This window comes from Pseudomonas quasicaspiana (assembly GCF_021147825.1).
Classification (GTDB): domain Bacteria; phylum Pseudomonadota; class Gammaproteobacteria; order Pseudomonadales; family Pseudomonadaceae; genus Aquipseudomonas; species Aquipseudomonas quasicaspiana.
Genome location: NZ_JAGTPI010000008.1, coordinates 108,760 through 134,260, shown reverse-complemented (window position 1 = coordinate 134,260; position 25,501 = coordinate 108,760). Strand labels below are relative to the sequence as shown.

The window sequence follows — 25,501 nt, the reverse complement described above, 5'->3', positions numbered from 1 at the left end:
TCGAACTTCCTCCCCCGCCCCGCCCTCATAACTAACAAGCCCATCCAGTCGGTTATTCCATGGATCTTGTTATCGCGCGTCCCGAAGGTTTGTATTGCCCGCCCGGAGATTTCTACATCGACCCGTGGCGTCCCGTTGAGCGATCGGTCATTACTCACGCCCACGGCGATCATGCGCGAACCGGCAATGAGCACTACCTGGCCGCCGCGCCCGGCGAAGGCATTCTTCGTTCGCGGCTAGGGCAGGACATCAACCTGCAAACGTTGGCGTACGGCGAAACCTTGCTGCACCACGGCGTAAAACTGAGCCTGCATCCAGCGGGACATGTGCTGGGTTCGGCCCAGGTCAGGCTGGAGTACAAAGGCGAAGTCTGGGTGGCGTCCGGCGACTACAAAGTCGAGCCGGATGGCACCTGCGAGCCGTTCGAGCCGGTGCGCTGCAATACCTTCATCACTGAATCTACCTTTGGCCTGCCGATCTATCGCTGGCAGCCTCAGTCGCAGATCTTCGCTGGTATCAACGACTGGTGGCGGGCCAATGCCGCCGTCGGCAAAGCCAGCGTGCTGTTCGCCTATTCCTTCGGCAAGGCGCAACGCATCCTGCACGGTATCGACCCGGAGATCGGGCCGATTCTGGTTCACGGTGCGGTCGAGCCCTTGAACCGGGTCTACCGTGAAGCCGGGGTACGAATCCCCGAAACGCAGTACGCCGGCGACTTCAAGAAAACCGATCCGGCCCTGCGACAGGCATTGATCCTCGCGCCCCCCTCCGCAGGCGGCAGCACCTGGATGAAGCGCTTTGGCGAGTTCAGTGATGCCTTCGCCAGCGGCTGGATGATGTTGCGCGGGACACGCAGACGCCGCGGCGTGGACCGAGGCTTCGTGCTCTCCGATCACGCCGATTGGCCGGGCCTGCTATGGGCAATCGAGCAGACGGGGGCCGAGCGAGTCATGGTGACCCACGGTTCAGTGGCTGTGCTGGTGCGTTACCTGCGCGAGTCCGGGCTCGATGCGCAAGGCTTCGTCACCGAATATGGCGATGAGGAAGACTCTGGCGCCGCAGAAGCAAAACTAGAAGAAACAAAACCAGAAGAAACCAAACCTGAAAAATCAACCGAGGCCTCGGCATGAAAGCCTTCGCCGAGCTGTATTCCCGACTCGACGCCACGACCTCAAGCAACGCCAAGCTGGCCGCCATGCGCGACTACTTCGCGAAAGTGCCACCGCAGGATGCGGCATGGGCAGTGTATTTCCTGTCGGGCGGACGCCCACGCCAGCTGGTGCCTACCAAACTGTTGCGCGAACAGGCCATGACCTTGGGCAAGCTGCCGGAGTGGCTGTTCGAAGAAAGCTATCAGGCCGTCGGTGATCTGGCGGAAACCCTGGCGCTGCTGTTACCAGAGGCTGAACACGACTCCGACGAAGGCCTCGCCGTCTGGATGGAGGAAAAGCTGCTGCCCCTGCGTGGCCTGCCTCCGGAGGAACTGGCCGAGCGCCTGCCTACATTCTGGAGCCAGTTGGACCGGGTCAGTCTGATGGTCTGCATCAAGCTGATCACTGGCAGCTTCCGGGTAGGCGTCTCAAAACTGTTGGTCACGCGCGCCCTCGCCGCCATGGCTGATATCGACAGCAAACGCGTGGCGCAACGACTGGTGGGTTACACGGATCTGTCGCACCGGCCCAGCGCCGAGGGCTTTCTCAAACTGATCGCAGCAGAATCAGATGACGAGCACGCCCAGCGTGGCGGTCAGCCTTATCCGTTTTTCCTCGCCCATGCCCTGCAGCAGCCGGTGGATCAGTTCGAAAGTCTGTTGGGGCCAGCGGAAAACTGGCAAGTGGAGTGGAAGTGGGACGGTATTCGCGCACAACTGGTCAAGCGCGAAGGTCGCTTGTGGATCTGGTCTCGCGGTGAAGAACTGGTCACGGACCGTTTCCCTGAGTTGCACAGCCTGGTGCAAAGCCTGCCGGACGGGACCGTCATTGACGGTGAAATAGTCGTCTGGAAGACGCCAGAAACATCAGCCGCTGATAAAGCGGAGTTTGTCCTAAGCGCCGATACTCCACCAGATACCACGCAGGTTCAGCCATCGGTCCAGCCCTTCGCGCTCCTGCAGCAACGCATCGGCCGTAAAACGCTGGGCAAGAAAATCCTCGAGGAAGTGCCCGTCGTGGTGCTCGCCTACGACCTGCTGGAATGGCAGGAGCATGACTGGCGCAGCCGCCCGCAACATGAGCGGCGCGCACAACTGGAAAAAGTAATCGAAACCAGCAAAAGTCCGGTGTTACTGCCCTCCCCGGTCATCAATGGCAAAGACTGGCTGGACTTGAGCGTGCAGCGTGAAGCCTCTCGAAGCCTGGGCGTAGAAGGCATGATGCTTAAATCCCGGGACTCGTTATATGGCGTGGGCCGTACCAAGGACATGGGCGTCTGGTGGAAATGGAAAGTCGATCCGTTCAGCGTCGATGCCGTATTGATCTATGCGCAACGCGGCCATGGCAGGCGCGCCAGCCTGTACAGCGACTACACCTTCGCGGTGTGGGACGGCCCGCCTGAATCCAGCCAGCGCACACTGGTGCCCTTCGCCAAAGCCTATTCGGGCCTGACCGACGAAGAAATGCGCAAGGTCGACGCCATTGTGCGCAAGACCACCGTGGAAAAATTCGGGCCGGTCAGCAGTGTGACCCCAAGTCTGGTATTCGAGCTGGGCTTCGAAGGCATCGCCCTGTCAAAGCGTCACAAGAGCGGGATTGCGGTGCGTTTCCCGCGCATGTTGCGCTGGCGGCAGGATAAATCAGTCGCCGAGGCCGATAGCTTGTCGACGTTGCAGGACTTGCTGGGGTAGGATGCCGCCCCTTTTTGGGGCTGCTGAATTTTCGCGCACCTTGTTAGGGCGAAACACCAACCTCTGTAGGAGTGAGCTTGCTCGCGATAGGGTTGTCGGTTAATGCCCAATGCTGCTGGCAAGACGCTATCGCGAGCAAGCTCACTCCTACAGGGAGCGCCCTCGAAGTCAGCAGTCAACATTGCGACAACTCCGTACATTTAAAACGCACGTTCGTATCTTTGGTTCGGAAATTGCTATCTTCTGTGGTCTGGCACCCGCCGGTAGCAAGCCTCGCGTGTTCCCAACGCTCAATTTGGTTTTAAGGACTGAACGATGAAAAAAGCATGGCTGACCCTTTCTGCATTGGCTGTTTGTCTCGCTGCAGGCAATGCAATGGCCAAGGAATACAAGGAACTGCGTTTTGGCGTTGATCCTTCTTATGCACCTTTCGAATCAAAAGCCGCTGACGGCAGCCTGGTAGGCTTCGACATCGACCTGGGCAACGCTATCTGCGCCGAGCTGAAGGTTAAATGCAAATGGGTCGAAAGCGATTTCGACGGCATGATTCCAGGCCTGAAAGCGCGTAAATTCGACGGCGTTATCTCGTCTATGACCGTGACTCCGGCACGTGAGAAGGTTATCGACTTCTCCAACGAACTGTTCTCCGGCCCGACTTCTCTGGTGTTCAAAAAAGGTGCAGGCCTGACGGCTGACCCGGCCAGCCTGAAAGGCAAAACCGTTGGCTATGAGCAAGGCACCATTCAGGAAGCCTATGCCAAAGCCGTACTGGACAAGGCGGGTGTAAAAACCCAGGCCTATGCCAACCAGGATCAGGTTTACGCCGACCTGGTTTCCGGTCGTCTTGATGCGTCCATTCAGGACATGCTGCAAGCTGAACTGGGCTTCCTGAAGTCGCCACAAGGTGCTGATTACGAAGTCAGCAAGCCAATCGACAGCGAATTGTTGCCTTCCAAAACCGCGATCGGTATCGCGAAAGGTAACAAAGAGCTCAAGGCTCTGTTGGATAAAGGTATCAAAGCGTTACACGACGACGGCAAATATGCCGAGATCCAGAAGAAGCACTTCGGCGATCTGAATCTGTATAGCGGTAAATAACACCCCGACGCCCATGGATTTCGGCGATGATCCACCGCCGATTTCCATGGGCGTTTTGTTTTATTGACCGTCAAAGGCTTTACCCATGTTCGATACACTGCTGCAAACTCTCGGACTCTCCTCCTTCAGCCTCAAAGGCTTCGGCCCTCTGCTGCTCGAAGGAACATGGATGACCGTTAAATTATCGCTGCTGTCGCTGTTCGTGAGCATCGTGCTCGGACTGATCGGCGCCAGTGCAAAACTGTCGGGCGCCGCCATTGTGCGGATGCCGGCGCAGCTCTACACCACACTGATCCGTGGCGTTCCCGACCTCGTGTTGATGTTGCTGATCTTCTACAGCCTGCAAACCTGGCTGAGTCAGCTGACCGACGCAATGGAATGGGACTACATCGAAATTGATCCTTTCAGCGCAGGCGTGATCACCCTTGGCTTCATTTACGGCGCGTATTTCACCGAAACCTTCCGTGGCGCGATCCTTTCGGTGCCGCGTGGACAGGTCGAGGCCGCTACCGCCTACGGCCTCAGTCGCGCCCAGCGTTTTCGCTACGTGGTATTCCCGCAGATGATGCGCTTCGCCCTGCCGGGTATCGGCAATAACTGGCAAGTGCTGCTCAAGGCCACTGCGCTGGTGTCGATCATCGGTCTGGCCGATCTGGTCAAGGCCGCCCAGGACGCCGGCAAAAGCACCTACCAACTGTTTTACTTTCTGGTCCTCGCTGCATTGATTTACCTGCTGATCACCAGCGCTTCGAACTTTGCCCTGCGTTGGGCTGAACGGCGGTATTCCGCAGGCAGCCGGGAGGCTCAACGATGATCGAACTGCTTCAGGAATACTGGCGCCCCTTCATTTATAGCGACGGCGTGCACATCACCGGCCTCGCCATGACCATGTGGCTGCTTAGCGCATCCATCGCCATCGGCTTTCTGGTCTCGATCCCGCTGTCCATCGCTCGTGTTTCCAGCAACTTCTGGGTTCGTTGGCCGGTGCAGTTCTACACCTACCTGTTTCGCGGCACGCCTCTCTATATACAGCTGCTGATTTGCTACACCGGTATCTACAGCCTCGAAGCCGTGCGCGCGCAGCCGATTCTAGATTCGTTCTTCCGCGACGCGATGAATTGTACGATCCTGGCGTTCGCCCTTAATACTTGCGCGTACACCACCGAGATTTTCGCCGGCTCGATCCGCAGCATGAACCATGGCGAAGTCGAAGCCGCCAAAGCCTACGGGCTGACCGGCTGGAAGCTTTACGCCTACGTGATCATGCCATCGGCCCTGCGTCGCTCGCTGCCGTTCTACAGCAACGAAGTGATTCTGATGCTGCACTCGACCACGGTAGCCTTCACCGCCACTGTGCCGGACATTCTCAAAGTCGCGCGGGATGCGAACTCGGCAACCTTCATGACGTTCCAGTCGTTCGGTATCGCCGCCATTATTTACCTGTGCGTCACGTTCATTCTGGTCGGTCTGTTCCGTCTTGCAGAACGCCGCTGGCTGGCCTTTCTCGGCCCGACTCACTAGGACCTGCCCATGCGTCATGACACCCACGATCTGCTCGCGCCGGTGCCGGGCACTGCGCGGCAGATCCACAGTTTTCACTATGGTCCGCAAAACGGCGTCTGCAAGGTTTATATCCAGGCCTCGCTGCACGCCGACGAGCTGCCGGGCATGCTGGTCGCCTGGTACCTGAAGCAGAGACTGAGCGAGCTTGAAAATGCCGGTTTACTGCTCGGTGAAATCGTTGTCGTGCCGGTGGCCAATCCTATCGGTCTGGAACAGGTGCTGATGGACGTCCCGCTGGGCCGTTATGAGCTGGAAAGCGGGCAGAACTTCAACCGCTGGTTCATCGATCTCGGCGTACAAGTGGGCGATGAGGTTGAAACACAGCTCACGGCTGATCCGCAGCACAACACCCCGTTGATCCGTCGTAGCCTGCGCGCAGCGCTTGAAGCGCAGATCGCATCGACCCAACTGCAATCGCAACGTTTGACCTTGCAGCGCCTGGCCTGCGATGCCGACATGGTGCTGGACCTGCATTGCGACTTCGAATCCGTCGAGCACCTGTACACCACGCCTGAAGCCTGGCCACAGGTGGAAATGCTCTCGCGCTACCTCGGGGCTCAAGCCAGCCTGTTGGCGACTGACTCCGGTGGCCAGTCGTTCGATGAGTGCTTCACGCTGGTCTGGTGGCAATTGCAGCAGCGCTTCGGTGATCGCTTCGCGATTCCCATGGGCAGCTTTTCGGTCACGCTGGAATTGCGTGGTCAGGGCGATGTCAATCACCCGTTGGCCAGTCGTGACTGCCAGGCGCTGATCAACTACCTGATCCATTACGGTGCGATTGGCGGTGACATCTCGGCCGCTCCTGAATTGCTTTACCCGGCCACACCACTGGCGGCGGTTGAACCGGTGGCCACGCCCGTCGGCGGGCTACTGGTGTTTTGCGCCCAACCCGGTGAATACGTCGAGGCGGGCCAGTTGATCGCAGAAATCATCGATCCGATCAGTGACACCGTCACGCCGATCCACACGCTCAATCCCGGCCTGCTCTATGCGCGTTCGTTACGCCGCATGGCCACCGCCGGCATGGTCATCGCTCACGTCGCAGGCACCGAAGCCTACCGTAGCGGCTACCTACTTTCTCCTTGAGGACTTGCTTGTCATGTACAAACTGACCATCGATGGCCTGCATAAAAGCTACGGCGATAACAAAGTACTCAAAGGTGTTTCGCTCAAAGCCAGCAGCGGCGATGTCATCTGCCTGATCGGCGCCAGCGGCTCCGGCAAAAGCACGTTCCTGCGCTGCATCAATTTCCTTGAACAACCGAACGACGGTGCCATGAGCCTGGACGGCAAGCAGGTTCGCATGGTCAGCGACAAGGGCCACATGCGCGTTGCCGACCCGGATGAGCTACAAAGCATCCGCACCCGGCTGGCCATGGTGTTCCAGCACTTCAACCTGTGGGCGCACATGACCGTTCTGGAAAACATCACCATGGCACCCCGCCGGGTGCTGGGCGTTTCCAAAGAAGAAGCCGAAGCCCGCGCCCGCAAATATCTGGACAAGGTCGGCCTGCCGGAACGCGTTGCCGACCAATACCCCGCCTTCCTGTCCGGTGGTCAGCAGCAGCGCGTAGCCATTGCCCGAGCGTTGGCGATGGAACCGGAAATCATGCTGTTCGACGAACCTACCTCGGCGCTCGACCCGGAACTGGTCGGCGAAGTGCTGAAGGTGATTCAGGGGCTGGCTGAAGAAGGCCGGACCATGATCATGGTGACCCACGAAATGAGCTTCGCCCGTAAAGTAGCCAACCAGATCGTGTTCTTGCACCAAGGCCAGATCGAAGAGTCCGGGCACCCGGATGAGGTGTTGGGCAATCCGAAAAGCGAGCGGCTGCAGCAGTTCTTGAGCGGGAATTTGAAGTAAGAAAGCGGCTTGCAAGCCATCCCTGTGGGAGCGAATTCATTCGCGAAGAGGCCGGGACATCCGACGCATATCTGCGGTCTGCAATGCCGTCTTCGCGAATGAATTCGCTCCCACAGGGTATTGCACCAAACTAATACACGCGCTCCGCTGTCTCTGAAATACCCCCTTTCAGAGCACACAGCGGCGCATGAGCAGACCCACCGATTTCGCTCAGCGATGGTTTTCGGAACGCAGCTGGAAGCCCTTTCCCTTTCAAAAAGAGGTCTGGTCGGCCGTTAAGCAGGGGCACTCAGGCCTGCTGCACGCCAGCACCGGCTCGGGTAAGACCTACGCCGTATGGTTCGCCGCGCTCAATCGTTTCGCACAAGCCGTCAAACCGCCAGCCGACGACAAACCCCGCAAGCGCAAACCGCCCGCCACACCGCTCAGCGTGTTGTGGATAACGCCCATGCGTGCACTGGCTGCCGACACTGCCAGAGCGCTCGAAGCTCCCTTGGCAGATCTGGACATCCCCTGGAGTGTCGGCCTGCGAACGGGCGATACCAGCAGCAGCGAACGCGCCAAACAGGGCCGCCGCCTGCCCACCGCGCTGATCACCACGCCCGAAAGCCTCACCTTGTTACAGACCCGAGCTGACGCTCAAAGCACGTTCTCGACCCTGAAAATGGTGGTCGTGGACGAGTGGCACGAACTGATCGGCAACAAGCGCGGCGTGCAGTTGCAACTGGCGCTGGCCCGCTTGCGCCAATGGAATCCGGACCTGATCGTGTGGGGCGTTTCCGCGACGCTTGGCAATCAACAGCACGCGCAGGAAGTGCTGGTCGGCGAAGGCGGCATCAGCGTACAAGGCAAGATCACCAAAGAGCTTCGAGTGGACACCCTGCTGCCACCTTCCATCGAGCGCTTCCCGTGGGCCGGGCATATGGGCTTGCGTATGCTGCCGCAAGTACTGGCGGAAGTGGACAGCAGCGCCAGCTGCCTGGTGTTCACCAACACACGTGCGCAATCAGAGGTCTGGTATCAGGCTCTGCTGGAAGCTCGTCCGGACTGGGCCGGACTGATCGCCCTGCACCACGGCTCACTGGCGCGGGAAGTGCGTGACTGGGTCGAGCGCGCCCTGAAGGAAGGCCACCTCAAAGCAGTGGTGTGCACCTCCAGCCTCGATCTGGGCGTGGATTTTCTTCCCGTCGAGCGTGTGCTGCAAATCGGCTCACCCAAAGGTGTCGCGCGCCTCATGCAACGTGCCGGACGCTCGGGCCATGCACCGGGCCGCCCATCGCGCGTGACGCTGGTGCCAACCCATAGCCTGGAGCTGGTTGAGGCCGCTGCGGCCCATGACGCGGTAGCAGCACGGATGATCGAGCCCAGAGAATCACCACACAAGCCTCTCGACGTACTGGTCCAGCATCTGGTCAGCATGGCGCTGGGCGGCGGCTTCGATCCTGAAACCCTGTTAAGTGAAGTACGCACGGCCTGGGCATATCGAGAACTGACCGATGACGAATGGCAATGGGCACTGGCCTTCGTCCGTCATGGCGGCCATTCGCTGACCGCCTATCCGGATTACCGACGTGTGGAGCCCGACGAAAATGGAGTCTGGCGGGTGCCGGACGCTCGCCTTGCCAGACGTCACCGCATGAGCATCGGCACCATCGTCAGCGACGCCAGCATCAACGTGAAGTACTGGAAAAAAGGCGGCGGCGGTGGCTCGCTGGGTAGCGTCGAAGAAGGATTCATTGCGCGCTTGAAGCCTGATGATGGCTTTCTGTTTAGCGGCCGATTGCTGGAGTTGGTACGCGTCGAAAACATGACCGCCTATGTGAAAAAAGCGACCGGCAAAAAAGCCGCTGTTCCTCGCTGGAACGGTGGGCGCATGCCGCTCTCCAGCGAATTGGCCGCTGCCGTGGTGACAAAGTTCGACGCAGCGGCTCATGGAGAATTCATCAGCCCGGAAATGCAGGCCGTCAAACCCTTGCTGGAAGTCCAGCGGCAGTGGTCCGCCCTGCCTCAGGAAAACACGCTGTTGGCAGAAATCATGAAATCCCGGGAGGGCTGGCACCTGTTTCTCTACCCTTTTGCCGGTCGCCATGTGCATCTGGGGCTGGCGAGCCTGTTGGCCTGGCGATTGAGCCGCCATACACCGCTGACGTTTTCCATCGCGGTCAACGATTATGGTTTTGAGCTGCTCAGCGCCACCGAGGTGGATTGGCAGGCAGAACTACGCCCTGAGCTGTTCAGTGAAGAGCATCTGATGAACGACATCATGGCCAGCCTGAACGCGGGCGAACTGGCCCTGAGACGCTTCAGAGAAATCGCCCGCATTGCCGGGCTGGTATTCTCCGGCTATCCCGGTGCGCCGAAGAGCAACCGGCAACTACAGGCGTCCAGTGGGCTGTTCTTTGAGGTTTTCAAACAATACGACGCGGGCAATCTGCTGCTGACACAGGCCCAGGAAGAGGTTCTGCGTCAGGAGCTCGATGTCGCGAGACTGGAGCACACCTTGCAACGCATCAACCAACGCACGCTGGACGTCCATCTGATCAAACGCGCTACGCCGATGGCCTTTCCCCTGCTGGTAGAGCGTATGCGCGAAAGCCTGAGCTCGGAAAAGCTCGCAGACCGGATTGCCCGAATGGTGCGCGACCTGGAAAAAGCAGCAGGACCTGACGTCACATGAATCCTCACGTCCCGGTACAACTGGCAGGTGCCGAGCTTTGGTTGCTGGCTGAAAAAGCCATTTACTATCCCGAATATCGAGCTTTGCTGATCGCCGATGTGCATTTTGGCAAAGCGGCTGCCTTTCGCGCCCTTGGGCAGCCGGTGCCACAAGGCACGACCCAAAGCAACTTGCAGCGCCTTGATGACCTGCTGCGGAGCTATCCCTGTGACCGGCTGATATTCCTCGGCGACTTCCTGCATGCGCGGCAGTCGCGCACGCCGTCCACGCTGGAGGCACTCGGCAATTGGCGATCCCGGCATCCGACGCTGGCAATCACGCTGATCCGTGGCAACCATGATAAGCACGCGGGAGATCCTCCTGCGGACCTGATGATCGAGACCGTGCCGGAACCGCTACTGTTGGGGCCCTTCGCGCTGCAGCATGAACCTCATCCGCACCCGACCCATCACGTGCTGGCAGGGCATGTTCATCCGGTTTATCACTTGCAGGGGCGTGGACGTCAGCGCCTGCGGCTGGCGTGCTTCTATCTCAATGAGCGCACGAGCCTGTTGCCCGCGTTCGGGGCATTTACCGGCGGGTACAAGGTAGAGCGTGAGCAGGACAGCAGAATTTACGTGGTGGGAGATGGAGCGGTATGGGCGACTGGCTGAAACGATTCAAGTCTGCACATTTAATCCGGATGCGCGCATGATCCAGAGTGATTTGAAATTCATCAGCAGCACTGCTGGCCAATACATGCGCCAGCAGTGGCAGGGAAATTATTCAGGCAACCGGAGCCGGTGGTGGCTCGTCTGGCAGAGTCGGTTCGCCCGGTTCCGTCGGCTGAGGATAGTCGTTCGGGGTATCCGGGCCTGGTTGCCCTGGTACGCCGCCGACCATGTTGAACTGCGGATAGGCGAGTAACGACAAGGCAAGCAGACCCACATGATTCTCTCGCGGGTCCGCCCCCTGGGCGCTGGCGTTCGACTGTCTCTTCATAAGGTACTCCTGAGCGTTATCCCCTGCTCACGCAGTGTGAGAAGAAGCGATTCAGTCAATAGAGTGCCGATTTGAGGACTAATTCAATTTCGCCAGGCTTAACGGTAACAAATATCAGTTAAGCGCGAGGCAAGGTAACGCCGCGCTGCCCTTGATATTTGCCGCCACGATCCTTGTAAGACACTTCACACTCTTCGTCGGACTCAAGGAACAGCATCTGCGCCACACCCTCGTTGGCGTAGATTTTCGCAGGCAATGTGGTGGTGTTGGAGAACTCCAGGGTCACATGACCTTCCCATTCCGGTTCAAGCGGCGTCACGTTCACGATGATGCCGCAACGCGCATAAGTGCTTTTACCCAGACAGATGGTCAGCACGTTACGTGGAATACGGAAGTATTCGACGGTGCGCGCCAGAGCAAAAGAGTTAGGCGGGATGATGCAAACATCGCTTTTCACGTCGACAAAGCTGCCTTCATCGAAGTTTTTCGGGTCAACGATTGCAGAATTGATGTTGGTGAAAATCTTGAATTCATCTGCACAGCGCACATCGTAGCCATAGCTGGAAACGCCATAAGAGATGAGACGACTGGCGCCTTCGCCACGCATCTGGCGCTCGACGAAGGGCTCGATCATGCCCTGCTCCTGCGCCATGCGGCGAATCCACTTGTCCGATTTGATGCTCATGGCGATGTCCTGATAGCTGGGTGAAAAAACATGTCCGGCATCTTACCGGGCCACGGCTTTGGGTTCAAAGCTTGTAGCAGCCTGCAAGCCAATGCTTTTTCCCATGAATGGAAATAATCCTCAATTGACGGTTGGCATGCTCAAAAAAAAGCGTTAAGGTGGCGTCACTGTGTTGCTTGTGTCACTGAGAATCTCTACACGATGTTGAATTTCGATCCAACCATCTCCAAGAATTTTTCCTGCTCTTTGCACTCAGTCTCGGCCAGGGCACTTCCTGAGTCGCAGTTAACTTTGTCCAAGGAGATACACCATGTCTAATCGCCAAACTGGTACCGTTAAGTGGTTCAACGATGAAAAAGGCTTCGGCTTCATCACTCCACAATCCGGTGACGACCTGTTCGTGCACTTCAAAGCTATCCAATCTGACGGCTTCAAAAGCCTGAAAGAAGGCCAACAGGTCTCTTTCATCGCTACCCGCGGTCAGAAAGGCATGCAAGCTGAAGAAGTTCAAGTTATCTAACTTGTACTTATTCGCTTAAAGAACCCCGCTTCGGCGGGGTTTTTTTATGCCTGTGGAAAATACTTACGGCATCGCCACCGAACCTGTGGGAGCGTAATGACCCCTTCGCGAATGAATTCGCTCCCACAGGTCTGCAGCTTTTAATCGTCGCTAACAGAAATACTTGGCATCGCCGGGCTAGCTGCTTCCTGCAGCACGATCCGGGCACCCACGTGCCGCGCCAGTTCCTGATACACCATCGCAATCTGACTTTCGGGCTCAGCCATCACGGTCGGCTTACCACCATCGGCCTGCTCGCGAATCAGCATCGACAATGGCAACGAAGCCAGCAGTTCGACGTCGTACTGCGAGGCCAGCTTCTCGCCACCGCCCTCACCGAACAAATGCTCCGCGTGACCGCAGTTCGAGCAAATGTGTACGGCCATATTTTCCACGACACCCAGCACTGGAATGTTGACCTTGCGGAACATCTCGACGCCTTTTTTCGCATCGAGCAGCGCCAGGTCCTGAGGCGTCGTGACGATCACCGCACCTGCGACCGGGACTTTCTGCGCCAGCGTCAGCTGGATATCACCCGTACCCGGCGGCATATCGATGACCAGGTAATCCAGATCATTCCATGCCGTTTGCGTAATCAACTGCAGCAGTGCACCGGAAACCATCGGGCCGCGCCAGACCATCGGCGTGTTGTCATCGGTCAGAAAGGCCATGGACATCACCTCGACACCATGAGCCTCGATGGGCACGAACCATTTCTGATCCTTGATTTTAGGCCGTGTGCCTTCAGCGATGCCGAACATCACGCCCTGACTCGGACCGTAGATGTCAGCATCCAGAATCCCGACCCGCGCGCCTTCGCGAGACAACGCCAATGCCAGATTGGCCGCCGTTGTGGATTTGCCCACGCCGCCTTTGCCGGATGCTACGGCAACAATATTCTTCACATTCGCCAGACCGGGAATCTGCCCTTGAGCCTTGTGCGGCTCGATGACACAGGTGATGTCCACTTTGGCCGAGGTCACCCCCTCCAGACCCTCAATGGCGATTTGCAGCATCTGCGCCCAGCCACTCTTGAACAGACCGGCCGCGTAACCCAGCTCGAGCTGCACACTGACGCGCTCGTCGCGGATCTCAATGGCACGCACACACCCGGCGGTCACGGGGTCCTGATTCAAATAAGGATCGGTATATTGGCGAAGAACGGCTTCCACCGCTGCGCGATTAACAGCGCTCATGGGCTACTCCCGAATAAAGACAGACTAAAACAGGCGGCTATCCTAACGCTTCTGCGTGCCACCGGCATGGTTTCGCTGGAATCATCATTCCCGTAAGAGCGCGCTTGCCCGCGATAGCGTGAGACCGGGCGGTAATATTTCGACTGAAATACCGCAATCGCGGGCAAGCGCGCTCCTACAGGCAATGCCCAACGATTAACCACGCACATTCCTACAGTCAGCACAGGATGAAAAAAATCACTCAGACCTTTATAGTGGCCGACCTCCGTTTCACTTCAAGTAGCCGAGCCCCATGTCCGAGCCACGCAAGATCCTCGTTACCAGCGCCCTGCCCTATGCCAATGGTTCGATCCATCTTGGCCATATGCTTGAGTACATCCAGACCGATATGTGGGTGCGCTTCCAGAAGCACCGCGGCAACCAATGCATCTATGTCTGCGCGGACGACGCTCACGGCTCGGCAATCATGCTGCGCGCGGAAAAGGAAGGCATCACTCCGGAACAACTGATCGACAACGTCAAGGCGGAACACAGCGCCGACTTCAGTGATTTCCTGGTGGACTTCGACAATTTCCACTCGACGCACTCGGATGAAAACCGCGAGCTGTCGAGCATGATCTACACCCGCCTGCGCGATGCCGGGCATATCGCTACCCGCTCGATCACCCAGTATTTCGACCCGGAAAAGAAAATGTTCCTGGCCGACCGCTTCATCAAGGGCACCTGCCCGAAATGCGGCACTGAAGATCAGTACGGCGACAACTGCGAAAAGTGCGGTGCGACCTACGCGCCAACCGACCTGAAAGACCCGAAATCGGCGATTTCCGGCGCTACGCCTGTCCTGAAAGACTCGAAGCATTTCTTCTTTGACCTGCCAGCTTTTGACGCCATGCTCAAAAGCTGGACACGCAGCGGCACCCTGCAGGATGCCGTGGCAAACAAGATCGCCGAATGGCTGGATGCCGGCCTGCAGCAGTGGGATATCTCCCGCGATGCGCCTTACTTCGGCTTCGAAATCCCTGACGAGCCGGGCAAATATTTCTACGTGTGGCTGGACGCTCCTGTCGGCTACATGGCCAGCTTCAAGAACCTGTGTGCACGCCGTCCTGATCTGGATTTCGATGCTTTCTGGACCAAGGATTCGACGACCGAGCTGTATCACTTCATCGGCAAGGACATCGTCAACTTCCACGCCCTGTTCTGGCCAGCAATGCTCGAAGGTGCAGGCCTGCGCAAGCCAACCGGTATCAATGTGCACGGCTACCTGACCGTCAACGGTCAAAAGATGTCGAAATCACGCGGTACGTTTATCAAGGCACGCACCTACCTGGATCAGCTGTCACCGGAATACCTGCGCTATTACTACGCAGCCAAACTGGGCAAGGGTGTGGACGACCTCGACCTGAACCTCGACGACTTCGTGCAGAAGGTCAACTCGGACCTGATCGGCAAGGTCGTGAACATTGCCAGTCGTTGCGCGGGCTTCATTCACAAAGGCAATGCCGGTGTGATGGTGGCTGAAAATGCGGCTCCGGAACTGACCGACGCGTTTCTGGCTGCAGCACCTGGTATCGCAGAAGCCTATGAAGCACGCGACTTCGCCAGAGCAATGCGGGAAATCATGGGTCTGGCGGACCGCGCCAACGCCTACATCGCTGACAAGGCTCCCTGGTCTCTGGCCAAGCAGGAAGGTAAACAGGATGAAGTACAGGCGGTCTGCGCACTGGGCATCAACCTGTTCCGGCAACTGGTGATTTTCCTCAAACCGGTATTGCCACTGCTGGCTGCAGACGCCGAGAAATTCCTCAACGTTGCGCCACTGACCTGGGATGATCACAAGACGCTGCTGAGCAATCATCAGCTCAACCCGTTCCAGGCCCTGATGAGCCGCATCGACCCGGCCAAGGTTGAAGCCATGACCGCAGCTTCGAAAGAAGACCTGACGGCCAGCGCAACCGATACCGGTGCTGCGCCCGAGGGGAATGGCGAACTCGCCAAGGACCCGCTGTCTGCCGAGATCGATTTCGATACCTTTGCAGCAGTGGACCTGCGAGTTGCCCTGATTCTCAAGGCCGAGCATGTTGAAGGGGCAGATAAACTGCTGCGTCTGACTCTGGATATCGGTGATGAACAGCGCAACGTGTTCTCGGGCATCAAAAGTGCCTACCCGAACCCATCCGAGCTGGAGGGCCGCCTGACCATGATGATCGCCAACCTCAAGCCGCGAAAAATGCGTTTCGGTATTTCGGAAGGCATGGTGATGGCCGCAGGCCCGGGTGGCGAAGAAATCTACTTGCTCAGCCCTGATAGCGGTGCCAAACCAGGTCAACGCATCAAGTAAAGTTGCGAACTGGCCCGATAGCAGCGCCCCGCGCTACTATCGGTTTTTTTGCTTTATCACAGACGCTTGGTCGAACCATATCTCCTTGTGGGAGCGAATTCATTCGCGAAGGCGTCATTCCTGAAGATACAGATACATCGAATGGACCGGCCCCTTCGCGAATGAATTCGCTCCCACAGTTTTGTGCTTGCAGGCCAACATAGAATCTCCCACAGAATCTCTGTTCGGCGCACAAACACCTTCAGGGCATGCGAACGCCGGTCATATCCACCCTTTGCAACACCCATCACACGCTCGCAACCCGGCAAAACCATGAACCTCATTCAAAGCATCGACGCCCTGCTCCCCCAGACCCAATGCGGAAAATGCGGACATCCCGGCTGCAAGCCCTATGCAGAAGGAATAGCCCAAGGCGAAGCAATCAACAAATGTCCGCCGGGTGGCGATGAGACCGTTGCTGCCCTGGCGCAGTTACTCAGCGTTCCAGCGCTGCGCGTCGATCCGGAGCGGGGTTCTGCGCCAGCACAGGTCGCGTTTATTCGGGAGGCCGAATGTATTGGCTGCACCAAGTGCATTCAGGCCTGCCCGGTCGACGCTATCGTCGGCGCGGCAAAGTTCATGCACACCGTGATCGTCGATGAGTGTACCGGCTGCGACCTGTGTATCGCCCCCTGCCCGGTGGATTGTATCGACCTGCTGCCGCTGCCTTCTAACGTCACTCCTATCGTCAGCGGGTATGCCGCGACTATGACTGAGCAACAGAATCGTAGCCAAAAGCGAAACCATGCACGACGTCGCTTCGAGTCCCGCAACGCGCGACTGCGACGCGAAGAAGAGCGTCGGCACGCTGAGCGAGTTGCGCGCGCGCAAAGGGCCGCAGCAGCACCTGCCCCCCCTCGCTCAACCGCGCAATCACCAACTGAGCGCACAGGCGCGCAAAGCGTTGCCGTCGACGACGATGCATTGAAAAAAGCACGCATCAACGTGACGATGAGCAGGGCCCAGCTCAATAAGTCCCTGAAGGCATTCGGTCACCCGCCCATCGCCGAGCAGGCAGCACGTCTGGTTCAATTGCAGCAGGAATACGAAACGGCCGAACAAGCCCTTGAGAGCCTTCAGTCCGCGCAACCCGGCCCAGTCGCAACACCGACTCCGCGGATGGACAACAGCAGCGTCAAACGTGCAAAAATTCAGCTGGCCATGGCCCGCGCGGCATTGAAAAAAGCGCAAGCAACCGAGGCCTCGTCAGAACAGATCGCGAGCCTGACAACTGAGCTTCAACATGCCGAACGCGCCCTTGAGGTCGCAGAGCAGAATCTGTCAGCCAATCCGCAAGCTATCGCCCCCAAGGAAAATCCCGGTTCATGAACGCTGCAAAACGCCTGGAAATCTTTCGTCGCCTTCACGAAGACAACCCGGATCCAAAGACCGAGCTGGCATACACCACGCCATTTGAACTGCTCATTTCTGTGATCCTTTCGGCGCAGGCGACCGATGTCAGCGTGAACAAGGCCACCGCCCGGCTTTATCCTGTCGCCAATACGCCACAGGCAATCTATGAGCTGGGTGTTGAAGGCTTGTCCGAGTACATAAAAACCATCGGCCTCTATAACAGCAAGGCGAAAAACGTTATAGAAACATGCCGAATGATTATGGAGTTGCACGGTGGAGAAGTGCCGCAGACACGCGAAGCACTTGAAGCCCTGCCCGGCGTGGGACGCAAGACAGCCAATGTGGTGCTCAATACTGCATTCCGCCAGATAGCCATGGCGGTAGACACCCACATATTTCGTGTCAGCAATCGTACCGGCATTGCTCCAGGAAAAAATGTGGTTGAGGTAGAAAAGCAACTGATGAAGTTTGTACCCAAGGATTATTTGCTGGACGCCCACCACTGGCTGATCCTGCTTGGCCGCTATGTGTGCCAGGCTCGCAAGCCACGTTGCGGCAGTTGCATGATCGAAGACCTGTGCGATTACAAGCACAAGACCTCGGACGATTGAGCGATAGGGCCTCAAACGACTGATCGATTGAAAAAATCTTTTTTACCCGCTCGCAGATACTCGCTATAAGGTGCGCCAACGACAGCACAAGTCTGGAGTCACCTTATGAGTACTGACAAAGAGCAATTGGACGTAGACGACGACTTCATTGCAGTTGAATCAGATGATGCAGAGCCCGCACCTGTTGAACCTGCCAAGACCAATCTCAGCAAACGGCGCACGATCGACAACATGCTTGAAGAAAGACGCCTGCAAAAGCAACTGGCTGATTACGATTACGATCTTTGATCGCTGCCCCCCGCTTCACCTGCCTATTCAAAGCCTCTCATGTGCGAGAGGCTTTAGCGCTCAGCGCCAAAAGCTGCAGCGCATATCATGATTTCCCTCTGGTAAAAATCACCAGATCTCCTCAGACCAGACCATTACGTTGGGCAAGCTCGATGAGATCGACCAACGAATGAGCATTGAGCTTAAGCAACAGTCGAGTCTTATAGGTACTGACTGTTTTGTTACTCAAAAACATTCCATCTGCAATTTCCTTATTGGTTTTACCTCGCGCCAATTGCTGCAGCACCATCATTTCCCGGCCAGACAGACGATCAACCATGTCAGCTTCGCTGGCGTTGCCCATGCTTGAGCGAACAGTATGCAGGGCCTGGTTGGGGAAATAACTGTAGCCCGATAATACGGCCTTGATGGCACTCAACAGCTCGGTGAGGTCCTGCTGCTTGCAGACATATCCGGCGGCCCCGGCCTGCATGCAGCGCATGGAGAAATGCCCAGGAGCCTGCGAGGTCAGGATCAGCACCTTGAACGGCAGCGTCATTGCAGACAGACGGGCGATGACTTCAAGGCCATCCAGTTTTGGAATGCCTATGTCGAGAATCACGATATCGGGCAAATGCTCACGAGCCAGTTGCAGGGCATCCACTCCATTATCCGTCTCCGCAATAACCTCATAGCCATGGCGCTCCATCAGCATACGAACAGCAAGGCGAATGACGGGATGATCGTCCACGATCAGCACTTTATTCATGGGCAGTCCAATTTTCGCTTTTCGAATTTTCAGAGTGAGCACAATAGCTTAGTCGTTTAGTGCTTTGCATGGCGCGCCCCCCTTGGGACTGACAGCCAAAGACCATTCCCACAATTAGCGCAGAATACTCCTACAAATATCAGTCTAAATGACGCTACATAAGAGGCCATCACAAGTCTGCCTGCGCTGAAAAAGAGAAATTAACTGATTTGTACAAAGTCAAGATAATGGGGCGTGGCTCAACTAATAGAATTATTATGTTCAGGTCAAGCATTTTTCAAATATCCCTTTGGACTAATAAACATGCATTACACCGACCTGGTGGATCTTCAAGCTATCGACATCCGTGACAACAGGTCGAGCACTCAGTCTAGGTAGCTTCAAGCCATCACCAGAAAAGGTGCTTTCATATTCCCTTCACACGTCCTCAAATTTTCCGGACCTCACGAGCACAAACACACTGTTACATTTCTGAGACACTGGCCCTGTGCTTCGGCGGCGAGGTTCAATATGTCAGAACACCGCCACATTAAGCGTCACGGTTGTGCCAACAGAATATTTCAGGCCATCAGCCTCTGCGACGTTTAAAAAATACACACTTTGCAGCAGCAATTTTGTAAATATATATATTTTACGAAAATTCCTACTTAGATTTCGGAAACGACTGAGCATTCAAGCAAGAATGGCCTCCTTGCTCATTTAATTGTGCGGTATTCATGCACCGCACAAGCCATAAAATCGGACAACCTCTACCTCATAAGAAATTTCCAAAAATAATGCATGACTTTTCTGACAGAGACCGACCTCAGGCAGCCAACCGGCTGAAAGCTAATACTATATCCCCATGCAAATCCATATACCCTCACTAAAGAGGAAATGTACTACAACACTAACAGACGTTGAAAATCACCATGTAAGAAAATCAATTGCCTTATAAATCAATCCCTCTAGCGAAAGCTTTTTTACTTGCAAATTTTATTACCAGTCGTTACTTTTTCAAGAACCCTTCCACTAATCACAGATAAAACATGCAGGACTACATGAAACCCACTTAACAAATGATGCCAATTTGACCCATCAAAAAAGCGTTGCTTTAAATGGACTCTCCCTCACTAGAGAGCCGAAGGGATTCGGGCAGCACGAACATGCCCCCATCCGAACAGCCTCCGCTGACCGCGCCCTGATATGGACCGACGATTCTTTTTTGAATGGGCCCTGTGTACAACCATGTTCAAAAAGGGATATATCATGAACAACAAAATCTCCGGTGCCTGCCCTCAAGAGGCAGACTCTCTGGATCTTGCGGCAGCTGTTGAACACTTTGTAGCCCAGGGCGGCGTTATTGACATCGTCTCGCAAGCTGCACATCAGGCAGCCACACTGGGTACCTCCAGTGCAAAAACAGCACCTGAAATTGCAGCCGTTGATAACCCTGAAAAGTTGCAAACCCTCAAAGCGCTAGTGGCGAAAGGCGCCGGAATTAACGCACTGCAATACTCGCTGAGAATGAACAAGAGAGATATCAAACAACTGGCCGCGGAGCACGGTGTAAAAATCGCATTCAGCCGCCCGGTCAGCGAAACCGGTAGAGCACATCGGTCTGAAACGTCAGATATTGACGATACTGTGGCGGGGCATGCAATGCATTACTCAAGCCTTGGATACTCCGCACCCGAGATTGCCAACATTCTCGGCTTGAGCGTTCGCCAGGTATGGAACATAGGAAAAGCGTATCGATTCGAATTCAAGATAAACGAGGGCGACCCCTCCCCTTAGAAGGGTTTAAAAAAGAAAACTGAAAAAACAAAGAAAACTCATACACGATTCAGGTAAGCGTGCACCTCTTTTGAAGTTCACCGAACCTACACCCTCTTTCTCCATTAAGGTCTTATTTGAGAAAACACCATGAAACTACTACCACGCCTTATCAACCCGATCAGCATCATCGCGATGTTCGCTGCCTTGTGTGAAGCATCAGCGACAACGGTACTCCCTCATCTTGATGAAGAAAACCGTCAGATTTATATATGGTTTCTTATTGCGTTTCCCTCTGCACTGGTTGTGTTATTTTTCCTCACGCTCAATTTCAACAGCCGGGTTCTTTATCCTCCAGTCGATCCATCAGATAAATAGCCTGGTCGCTATCAAGGCTTTCGGAAAACCCAGTGTATGTCCGCCCCTCCTCGCCACCTTGTTAAAGCGCACAAAGACGCTCAGCGTGAAGACACGCTCATGCAGGCGTAACGATCTGGCAAACACGTTAGATATAGAATTTACAGGGAGAATAAAAATTCGGAAAAATCATGACGCACTGAAACGTCACAACTGAACGCGGGCAGATTTATCCCCGCCCCTTAGGCACCACGGCAGCACATTGAACGGCAACTTTGGACGCCGCAAAGGTAACTGAACAGACTGCAAGAGCCGCCGCGCAGGCAGCATCTCGCAAGTCTCAGTCATTTTCAGATGCAGCACCCCAAAGGTGCTGCATCTTCATTTCAGGACACGTCGTTAAAACAGTTTACGGCCCTTGTTCGCTGCAATACGCATGCGCAGCGCATTGAGCTTGATGAAGCCTGCAGCATCTGCCTGGTTATAAGCGCCACCATCTTCTTCGAAGGTCGCGATATTGGCATCAAACAGGGACTCATCAGACTTGCGACCGGTCACGATCACGTTGCCTTTGTAGAGCTTGAGGCGCACCACGCCATTCACGTGAGCCTGCGACGCGTCAATCATCTGCTGCAGCATCTGACGCTCAGGGCTCCACCAGTAACCGGTGTAGATCAGGCTGGCGTACTTGGGCATCAACTCATCTTTGAGATGAGCCACTTCGCGGTCCAGAGTGATCGACTCGATGGCACGGTGAGCGCGCAGCATGATAGTGCCGCCTGGCGTCTCGTAGCAGCCGCGGGATTTCATACCCACGTAACGGTTCTCGACGATGTCCAGACGACCGATACCGTGCTCGCCACCGATACGGTTGAGCGTTGCCAACACAGTGGCAGGCGTCATCTCAACGCCGTCCAGCGCGACGATGTCGCCGTTGCGGTAAGTCAGCTCCAGATATTGTGGGGTGTCCGGAGCCTTCTCCGGGGACACGGTCCAACGCCACATGTCTTCTTCGTGCTCGGTCCAGGTGTCTTCCAGCACGCCGCCTTCATAGGAGATGTGCAGCAGGTTGGCATCCATGGAGTATGGAGACTTCTTCTTGCCGTGACGCTCGATCGGGATCGCGTGCTTCTCGGCGTAGTCCATCAGCTTCTCGCGGGACAACAGGTCCCACTCGCGCCATGGGGCAATGACTTTCACGCCAGGCTTCAGTGCGTATGCACCCAGTTCGAAACGAACCTGGTCGTTACCTTTACCGGTAGCGCCGTGGGAAATGGCGTCAGCGCCGGTTTCGTTGGCGATTTCGATCAGGCGCTTCGCAATCAGCGGACGAGCGATAGAGGTACCGAGCAGGTACTCGCCTTCGTAGACGGTGTTGGCGCGGAACATCGGGAACACGAAATCACGCACGAACTCTTCGCGCAGGTCATCGATGTAGATTTCTTTGACGCCCATGGCTTTTGCCTTGGCGCGTGCGGGTTCGACTTCTTCGCCCTGACCCAGGTCAGCGGTAAAGGTCACTACTTCGCAGTTATACGTATCTTGCAGCCACTTGAGGATTACCGAAGTATCCAGGCCACCGGAATACGCGAGAACTACCTTGTTTACGTCCGCCATGCCATCACTCCACCGGGTTGTACGGAAAACCGGTGATTCTACCGCTCAAACGGCGTGATTTACAGTAGCGCGACAGCTTCTGACGATGAAGCGACAGATTATGTCGATCTGGCGACGAGTGGCGAGTCGTCGTCAGATTTTCGCGGGAGCCGTGTTCAACGCAACAGGAGCGGGTCTTTCATCCGGCGCAATACGCTCCAGATGGATGTTTACGCGACGGTTGCGCGCACGGTTGGCGTTGTTGGTATTAGGCACCAGCGGATAGCGTTCGCCGTGGAAACGCAGAGTAATCTGCTCTTCGGGAATGCCTTGAGCCTTAAGAAAATCCATGACAGCCAAGGCGCGACGCCGGGACAAGTCACGATTGGTCAGGCGATTGCCACTGTTATCTGAATGTCCGTCCAGTTCGACGTGATTAACCGTCGGATCGGCTTTGAGATAGGCCACGATGGTTTGCAAGCGAGCCTTGGCTTGCGCATCAAGATCGATGCCTCCGCCCGGGAAACCGACTTCGCCCTGCTTGACCTGGTCGTAGTTCATCGGCAGCAGTTTGGTGACGCACTGCTGATAATCGCTGAAGGCTTTATTGAATTTGACCGGTAGCAGGCGCACTTCGGTGGTACCAGCAGCATCACGGGAGTAATGGCGGATGACCGGGCTGCGACCTTCCATCAGACCGCTGATCAGCCGACTGGCCTGTACCTGCGAACTGCTGAACGGAAATTCACCATTATTGACTTTGACTGAACCCAGATTGATATCGCCGCGCCCCGGCTGCCATGGCGCAGCAGCCGCCAAAAGGGTCGCCGAGCCGCCGCCCGCCATCCCGCCGGCCGACTTGATCCGGAATGTGGCCTGCTCACCTGCACGACGCACGAACTCACCCGCACCGAAATCGGTGATGGGCTGGCTGAGGCGACACTCGAACTGATCGCCTTCCACTTTCCACTCAATACTTTCCAGACGGGTCTGGAAAGTCATTGCCATGGCCGGGAAGCTGGCGAACACGCTGAGCAGGGCTAGATATCGCTGGCGCACGGGAGGCTCCACTAAAAAATGACTGCATAACAAAAAGACTTCCTACAACGGGCTATCGGTAACTTCCTACAAAACTTGATAGCGGGTGCCTGAGAGAGTCTTTTCCGGTAGCATTCCCAGCGAGTTTGACCCGCCTGGAATCCCCAATGTCCGACCTCCTGACCCTTTTGCGTCCCGACGACTGGCACATACACCTCCGCGATGGAGCTGTTTTGCCCCACACCGTTGCTGACGTTGCGCGCACTTTTGGCCGCGCAATCATCATGCCTAACCTGGTACCGCCCGTTCGCAATGCTCAGGAGGCCGACGCTTATCGTCAGCGCATCCTGGCGGCTCGCCCTGCCGGCAGCCCGTTCGAACCGCTGATGGTGCTTTACCTGACTGACTTGACGCAGCCGGAAGATATCCGCACGGCCAAAGCCACTGGCTTTATCCATGCTGCCAAGTTGTACCCGGCCGGAGCGACCACCAACTCCGATTCGGGTGTGACCAGCATCGACAAGATTTTCCCTGTTCTCGAAGCAATGGCCGAAGTCGGCATGCCGCTTCTGGTACACGGAGAAGTGACCCGTAGCGACATCGACGTGTTTGATCGCGAGAAAATCTTCATTGATGAACACCTGACGCGTGTCGTTGAACGCTTCCCGACACTCAAAGTGGTGTTTGAACACATCACCACCGCTGAGGCTGTGCAGTTCGTCAATCAGGCTTCGGCCAATGTCGGCGCCACGATTACTGCGCATCACTTGCTCTATAACCGCAACCACATGCTGGTGGGCGGGATTCGTCCGCACTTCTATTGCCTGCCGATTCTGAAGCGCAATACGCACCAGACCGCGCTGCTTGATGCAGCTACCGGTGGAAGCACGAAGTTCTTCCTCGGCACCGATTCGGCGCCGCATGCCCAGCATGCCAAGGAAAACGCTTGCGGTTGTGCAGGCTGCTACACCGCCTATGCAGCGATCGAGATGTACGCTGAGGCTTTCGAGCAACGTAATGCACTGGACAAACTGGAAGGGTTCGCCAGCCTCCACGGTCCGGCGTTCTACGGCCTGCCTGCGCCTCAGGACACTATTACGCTGGTCCGTGAAGAATGGACCGCGCCCACCAGTCTGCCGTTTGGCGAGCTGTCCGTAATACCGCTGCGCGCCGGTGAAAAACTGCGCTGGCGTCTGCTGGAGAAACACGCGTGAGTGAAGATCATTTCGACGACGAACAGGAAGGTCAGGGCGGCGGTTCGCGCCACCCCATGGCAGCCCGTTTTCGCGGCTACCTGCCTGTTGTCATCGATGTAGAGACCGGTGGCTTCAATTGCGCTACCGACGCCCTGCTGGAAATTGCGGCAGTGACCATCGGCATGGACGAAGACGGATTTGTGTTCCCGGAGCACACGCACTTCTTCCGCGTAGAACCGTTCGAGGGCGCCAACATCGAGGCGGCCGCCCTTGAGTTCACCGGTATCAAACTCGATCATCCATTGCGTATGGCCGTCAGTGAAGAAACCGCGCTGAATGACATCTTCCGTGGTGTTCGCAAGGCACTGAAGGCCAATGGATGCAAGCGTGCGGTGCTGGTCGGCCACAACGCCAGCTTCGACCTGGGCTTTCTGAACGCGGCGGTTGCGCGGCTCGACATGAAGCGTAACCCGTTCCACCCCTTCTCCAGCTTCGACACCGCGACGCTGGCCGGGCTTGCCTACGGCCAGACCGTTCTTGCCAAGGCCTGTCAGGCAGCCGGTATCGACTTCGACGGCCGTGAAGCGCACTCAGCGCGTTACGACACCGAGAAAACCGCCGAGCTGTTCTGCGGCATCGTCAATCGCTGGAAGCAGATGGGTGGCTGGGAAGATTTCGGCGACTGATTAACAACTGCAATTCTGTTGTGACTGA

24 protein-coding genes are annotated in these 25,501 nt (G+C 56.4%); 18 read left to right on the top strand and 6 right to left on the bottom strand.

The window, feature by feature from the left end; translation table 11 throughout:
* Window positions 1-59 precede the first annotated feature (59 nt).
* From KDX30_RS08075 to pdeM, 9 genes are all read left to right on the top strand, one after another.
* On the top strand, window positions 60-1,130 hold the full coding sequence (locus KDX30_RS08075; RefSeq protein ID WP_231675451.1) for a ligase-associated DNA damage response exonuclease: 1,071 nt from the start codon (window positions 60-62) through the stop codon (window positions 1,128-1,130).
* Window positions 1,127-2,842, top strand: a complete 1,716-nt coding sequence (locus KDX30_RS08070) for an ATP-dependent DNA ligase (RefSeq protein WP_231675450.1) — start codon at window positions 1,127-1,129, stop codon at window positions 2,840-2,842. Before KDX30_RS08075 ends, KDX30_RS08070 begins: the two co-directional genes overlap by 4 nt.
* A gap of 315 nt (window positions 2,843-3,157) precedes the next feature.
* Window positions 3,158-3,940, top strand: coding sequence for a transporter substrate-binding domain-containing protein (locus KDX30_RS08065; RefSeq protein ID WP_027898455.1), 783 nt, complete (start codon window positions 3,158-3,160; stop codon window positions 3,938-3,940).
* Window positions 3,941-4,025: 85 nt separating this feature from the next.
* On the top strand, window positions 4,026-4,754 hold the full coding sequence (locus KDX30_RS08060; RefSeq protein WP_027898454.1) for an ABC transporter permease: 729 nt from the start codon (window positions 4,026-4,028) through the stop codon (window positions 4,752-4,754).
* Complete coding sequence (locus KDX30_RS08055) at window positions 4,751-5,461, top strand: ABC transporter permease (RefSeq protein ID WP_231675449.1); 711 nt, start codon at window positions 4,751-4,753, stop codon at window positions 5,459-5,461. Before KDX30_RS08060 ends, KDX30_RS08055 begins: the two co-directional genes overlap by 4 nt.
* 9 nt (window positions 5,462-5,470) lie before the next feature.
* Window positions 5,471-6,589: a succinylglutamate desuccinylase/aspartoacylase family protein gene (locus tag KDX30_RS08050; protein ID WP_231675448.1), complete on the top strand. Its 1,119-nt coding sequence runs from the start codon at window positions 5,471-5,473 to the stop codon at window positions 6,587-6,589.
* 13 nt (window positions 6,590-6,602) lie between these two features.
* The gene (locus KDX30_RS08045) at window positions 6,603-7,367 is read left to right on the top strand and encodes an ABC transporter ATP-binding protein (protein WP_099270375.1); all 765 of its coding nucleotides are present in this window, start codon (window positions 6,603-6,605) and stop codon (window positions 7,365-7,367) included.
* 187 nt (window positions 7,368-7,554) lie between these two features.
* Window positions 7,555-10,044: a ligase-associated DNA damage response DEXH box helicase gene (locus KDX30_RS08040; RefSeq protein ID WP_231675447.1), complete on the top strand. Its 2,490-nt coding sequence runs from the start codon at window positions 7,555-7,557 to the stop codon at window positions 10,042-10,044.
* Entirely contained in the window at window positions 10,041-10,697 is a 657-nt protein-coding gene (gene pdeM, locus KDX30_RS08035) for a ligase-associated DNA damage response endonuclease PdeM (protein ID WP_027898449.1), read from the top strand. Before KDX30_RS08040 ends, pdeM begins: the two co-directional genes overlap by 4 nt.
* Window positions 10,698-10,809: 112 nt before the next feature.
* Here the strand turns inward: pdeM and KDX30_RS08030 are convergent, their stop codons facing one another.
* Together KDX30_RS08030 and dcd are read right to left on the bottom strand one after the other, a co-directional pair.
* On the bottom strand, window positions 10,810-11,025 hold the full coding sequence (locus KDX30_RS08030) for a hypothetical protein (RefSeq protein ID WP_027898448.1): 216 nt from the start codon (window positions 11,023-11,025) through the stop codon (window positions 10,810-10,812).
* A 118-nt stretch (window positions 11,026-11,143) separates the two neighbouring features.
* Entirely contained in the window at window positions 11,144-11,710 is a 567-nt protein-coding gene (gene dcd, locus KDX30_RS08025; RefSeq protein ID WP_027898447.1) for a dCTP deaminase, read from the bottom strand.
* Window positions 11,711-12,020: 310 nt separating this feature from the next.
* On the opposite strand from dcd, the gene KDX30_RS08020 reads away from it, so the two are divergent.
* Window positions 12,021-12,230: a cold-shock protein gene (locus KDX30_RS08020; protein WP_002554837.1), complete on the top strand. Its 210-nt coding sequence runs from the start codon at window positions 12,021-12,023 to the stop codon at window positions 12,228-12,230.
* A 140-nt stretch (window positions 12,231-12,370) separates the two neighbouring features.
* Here KDX30_RS08020 and apbC read toward each other — a convergent pair whose 3' ends face one another.
* Window positions 12,371-13,465 carry an iron-sulfur cluster carrier protein ApbC gene (apbC, locus tag KDX30_RS08015; protein ID WP_231675446.1) on the bottom strand — a complete coding sequence of 365 codons (1,095 nt, stop codon included), beginning with the start codon at window positions 13,463-13,465 and terminating at the stop codon, window positions 12,371-12,373.
* A gap of 292 nt (window positions 13,466-13,757) precedes the next feature.
* Between apbC and metG the strand changes: the two genes are divergently transcribed.
* The 4 genes from metG (at window position 13,758) to KDX30_RS07995 (ending at window position 18,097) form a co-directional block, all read left to right on the top strand.
* Window positions 13,758-15,806: a methionine--tRNA ligase gene (metG, locus tag KDX30_RS08010; RefSeq protein WP_122807231.1), complete on the top strand. Its 2,049-nt coding sequence runs from the start codon at window positions 13,758-13,760 to the stop codon at window positions 15,804-15,806.
* A gap of 312 nt (window positions 15,807-16,118) precedes the next feature.
* A complete protein-coding gene (gene rsxB / locus KDX30_RS08005) occupies window positions 16,119-17,174 on the top strand; it encodes an electron transport complex subunit RsxB (RefSeq protein WP_231675445.1) in 1,056 nt (351 codons plus the stop codon).
* Window positions 17,171-17,809: an endonuclease III gene (nth, locus tag KDX30_RS08000; RefSeq protein WP_027898443.1), complete on the top strand. Its 639-nt coding sequence runs from the start codon at window positions 17,171-17,173 to the stop codon at window positions 17,807-17,809. Before rsxB ends, nth begins: the two co-directional genes overlap by 4 nt.
* A gap of 105 nt (window positions 17,810-17,914) precedes the next feature.
* Entirely contained in the window at window positions 17,915-18,097 is a 183-nt protein-coding gene (locus tag KDX30_RS07995) for a PA3496 family putative envelope integrity protein (RefSeq protein WP_027898442.1), read from the top strand.
* A gap of 121 nt (window positions 18,098-18,218) precedes the next feature.
* Here KDX30_RS07995 and KDX30_RS07990 read toward each other — a convergent pair whose 3' ends face one another.
* Window positions 18,219-18,845, bottom strand: coding sequence for a response regulator transcription factor (locus tag KDX30_RS07990; protein WP_025261490.1), 627 nt, complete (start codon window positions 18,843-18,845; stop codon window positions 18,219-18,221).
* 1,248 nt (window positions 18,846-20,093) lie between these two features.
* Here KDX30_RS07990 and KDX30_RS07985 point away from each other — a divergent pair.
* Both KDX30_RS07985 and KDX30_RS07980 read left to right on the top strand, forming a co-directional pair.
* On the top strand, window positions 20,094-20,621 hold the full coding sequence (locus KDX30_RS07985) for a hypothetical protein (protein WP_231675444.1): 528 nt from the start codon (window positions 20,094-20,096) through the stop codon (window positions 20,619-20,621).
* A 129-nt stretch (window positions 20,622-20,750) separates the two neighbouring features.
* Window positions 20,751-20,978, top strand: a complete 228-nt coding sequence (locus KDX30_RS07980; RefSeq protein ID WP_122394860.1) for a hypothetical protein — start codon at window positions 20,751-20,753, stop codon at window positions 20,976-20,978.
* Between the two features lie 378 nt (window positions 20,979-21,356).
* Here KDX30_RS07980 and KDX30_RS07975 read toward each other — a convergent pair whose 3' ends face one another.
* Both KDX30_RS07975 and KDX30_RS07970 read right to left on the bottom strand, forming a co-directional pair.
* Window positions 21,357-22,574, bottom strand: coding sequence for an argininosuccinate synthase (locus KDX30_RS07975; protein WP_027898440.1), 1,218 nt, complete (start codon window positions 22,572-22,574; stop codon window positions 21,357-21,359).
* 132 nt (window positions 22,575-22,706) lie between these two features.
* Window positions 22,707-23,612, bottom strand: a complete 906-nt coding sequence (locus tag KDX30_RS07970) for a flagellar protein MotY (RefSeq protein ID WP_027898439.1) — start codon at window positions 23,610-23,612, stop codon at window positions 22,707-22,709.
* Window positions 23,613-23,758: 146 nt separating this feature from the next.
* Between KDX30_RS07970 and pyrC the strand changes: the two genes are divergently transcribed.
* The gene (pyrC, locus tag KDX30_RS07965; protein ID WP_027898438.1) at window positions 23,759-24,805 is read left to right on the top strand and encodes a dihydroorotase; all 1,047 of its coding nucleotides are present in this window, start codon (window positions 23,759-23,761) and stop codon (window positions 24,803-24,805) included.
* Window positions 24,802-25,473 (top strand): ribonuclease T, encoded by a 672-nt coding sequence (rnt, locus tag KDX30_RS07960; RefSeq protein ID WP_027898437.1) that lies wholly within the window; start codon window positions 24,802-24,804, stop codon window positions 25,471-25,473. Before pyrC ends, rnt begins: the two co-directional genes overlap by 4 nt.
* Window positions 25,474-25,501 lie beyond the last annotated feature (28 nt).

Excerpts from the sequence above, each read along its gene's own strand:
- KDX30_RS08075 (WP_231675451.1), top strand. The coding sequence starts at position 60 with ATGGATCTTGTTATCGCGCGTCCCGAAGGTTTGTATTGCCCGCCCGGA.
- KDX30_RS08070 (WP_231675450.1), top strand. The coding sequence starts at position 1,127 with ATGAAAGCCTTCGCCGAGCTGTATTCCCGACTCGACGCCACGACCTCA.
- KDX30_RS08065 (WP_027898455.1), top strand. The coding sequence starts at position 3,158 with ATGAAAAAAGCATGGCTGACCCTTTCTGCATTGGCTGTTTGTCTCGCT.
- KDX30_RS08060 (WP_027898454.1), top strand. The coding sequence starts at position 4,026 with ATGTTCGATACACTGCTGCAAACTCTCGGACTCTCCTCCTTCAGCCTC.
- KDX30_RS08055 (WP_231675449.1), top strand. The coding sequence starts at position 4,751 with ATGATCGAACTGCTTCAGGAATACTGGCGCCCCTTCATTTATAGCGAC.
- KDX30_RS08050 (WP_231675448.1), top strand. The coding sequence starts at position 5,471 with ATGCGTCATGACACCCACGATCTGCTCGCGCCGGTGCCGGGCACTGCG.
- KDX30_RS08045 (WP_099270375.1), top strand. The coding sequence starts at position 6,603 with ATGTACAAACTGACCATCGATGGCCTGCATAAAAGCTACGGCGATAAC.
- KDX30_RS08040 (WP_231675447.1), top strand. The coding sequence starts at position 7,555 with ATGAGCAGACCCACCGATTTCGCTCAGCGATGGTTTTCGGAACGCAGC.
- pdeM (WP_027898449.1), top strand. The coding sequence starts at position 10,041 with ATGAATCCTCACGTCCCGGTACAACTGGCAGGTGCCGAGCTTTGGTTG.
- KDX30_RS08030 (WP_027898448.1), bottom strand. The coding sequence starts at position 11,025 with ATGAAGAGACAGTCGAACGCCAGCGCCCAGGGGGCGGACCCGCGAGAG.
- dcd (WP_027898447.1), bottom strand. The coding sequence starts at position 11,710 with ATGAGCATCAAATCGGACAAGTGGATTCGCCGCATGGCGCAGGAGCAG.
- KDX30_RS08020 (WP_002554837.1), top strand. The coding sequence starts at position 12,021 with ATGTCTAATCGCCAAACTGGTACCGTTAAGTGGTTCAACGATGAAAAA.
- apbC (WP_231675446.1), bottom strand. The coding sequence starts at position 13,465 with ATGAGCGCTGTTAATCGCGCAGCGGTGGAAGCCGTTCTTCGCCAATAT.
- metG (WP_122807231.1), top strand. The coding sequence starts at position 13,758 with ATGTCCGAGCCACGCAAGATCCTCGTTACCAGCGCCCTGCCCTATGCC.
- rsxB (WP_231675445.1), top strand. The coding sequence starts at position 16,119 with ATGAACCTCATTCAAAGCATCGACGCCCTGCTCCCCCAGACCCAATGC.
- nth (WP_027898443.1), top strand. The coding sequence starts at position 17,171 with ATGAACGCTGCAAAACGCCTGGAAATCTTTCGTCGCCTTCACGAAGAC.
- KDX30_RS07995 (WP_027898442.1), top strand. The coding sequence starts at position 17,915 with ATGAGTACTGACAAAGAGCAATTGGACGTAGACGACGACTTCATTGCA.
- KDX30_RS07990 (WP_025261490.1), bottom strand. The coding sequence starts at position 18,845 with ATGAATAAAGTGCTGATCGTGGACGATCATCCCGTCATTCGCCTTGCT.
- KDX30_RS07985 (WP_231675444.1), top strand. The coding sequence starts at position 20,094 with ATGAACAACAAAATCTCCGGTGCCTGCCCTCAAGAGGCAGACTCTCTG.
- KDX30_RS07980 (WP_122394860.1), top strand. The coding sequence starts at position 20,751 with ATGAAACTACTACCACGCCTTATCAACCCGATCAGCATCATCGCGATG.
- KDX30_RS07975 (WP_027898440.1), bottom strand. The coding sequence starts at position 22,574 with ATGGCGGACGTAAACAAGGTAGTTCTCGCGTATTCCGGTGGCCTGGAT.
- pyrC (WP_027898438.1), top strand. The coding sequence starts at position 23,759 with ATGTCCGACCTCCTGACCCTTTTGCGTCCCGACGACTGGCACATACAC.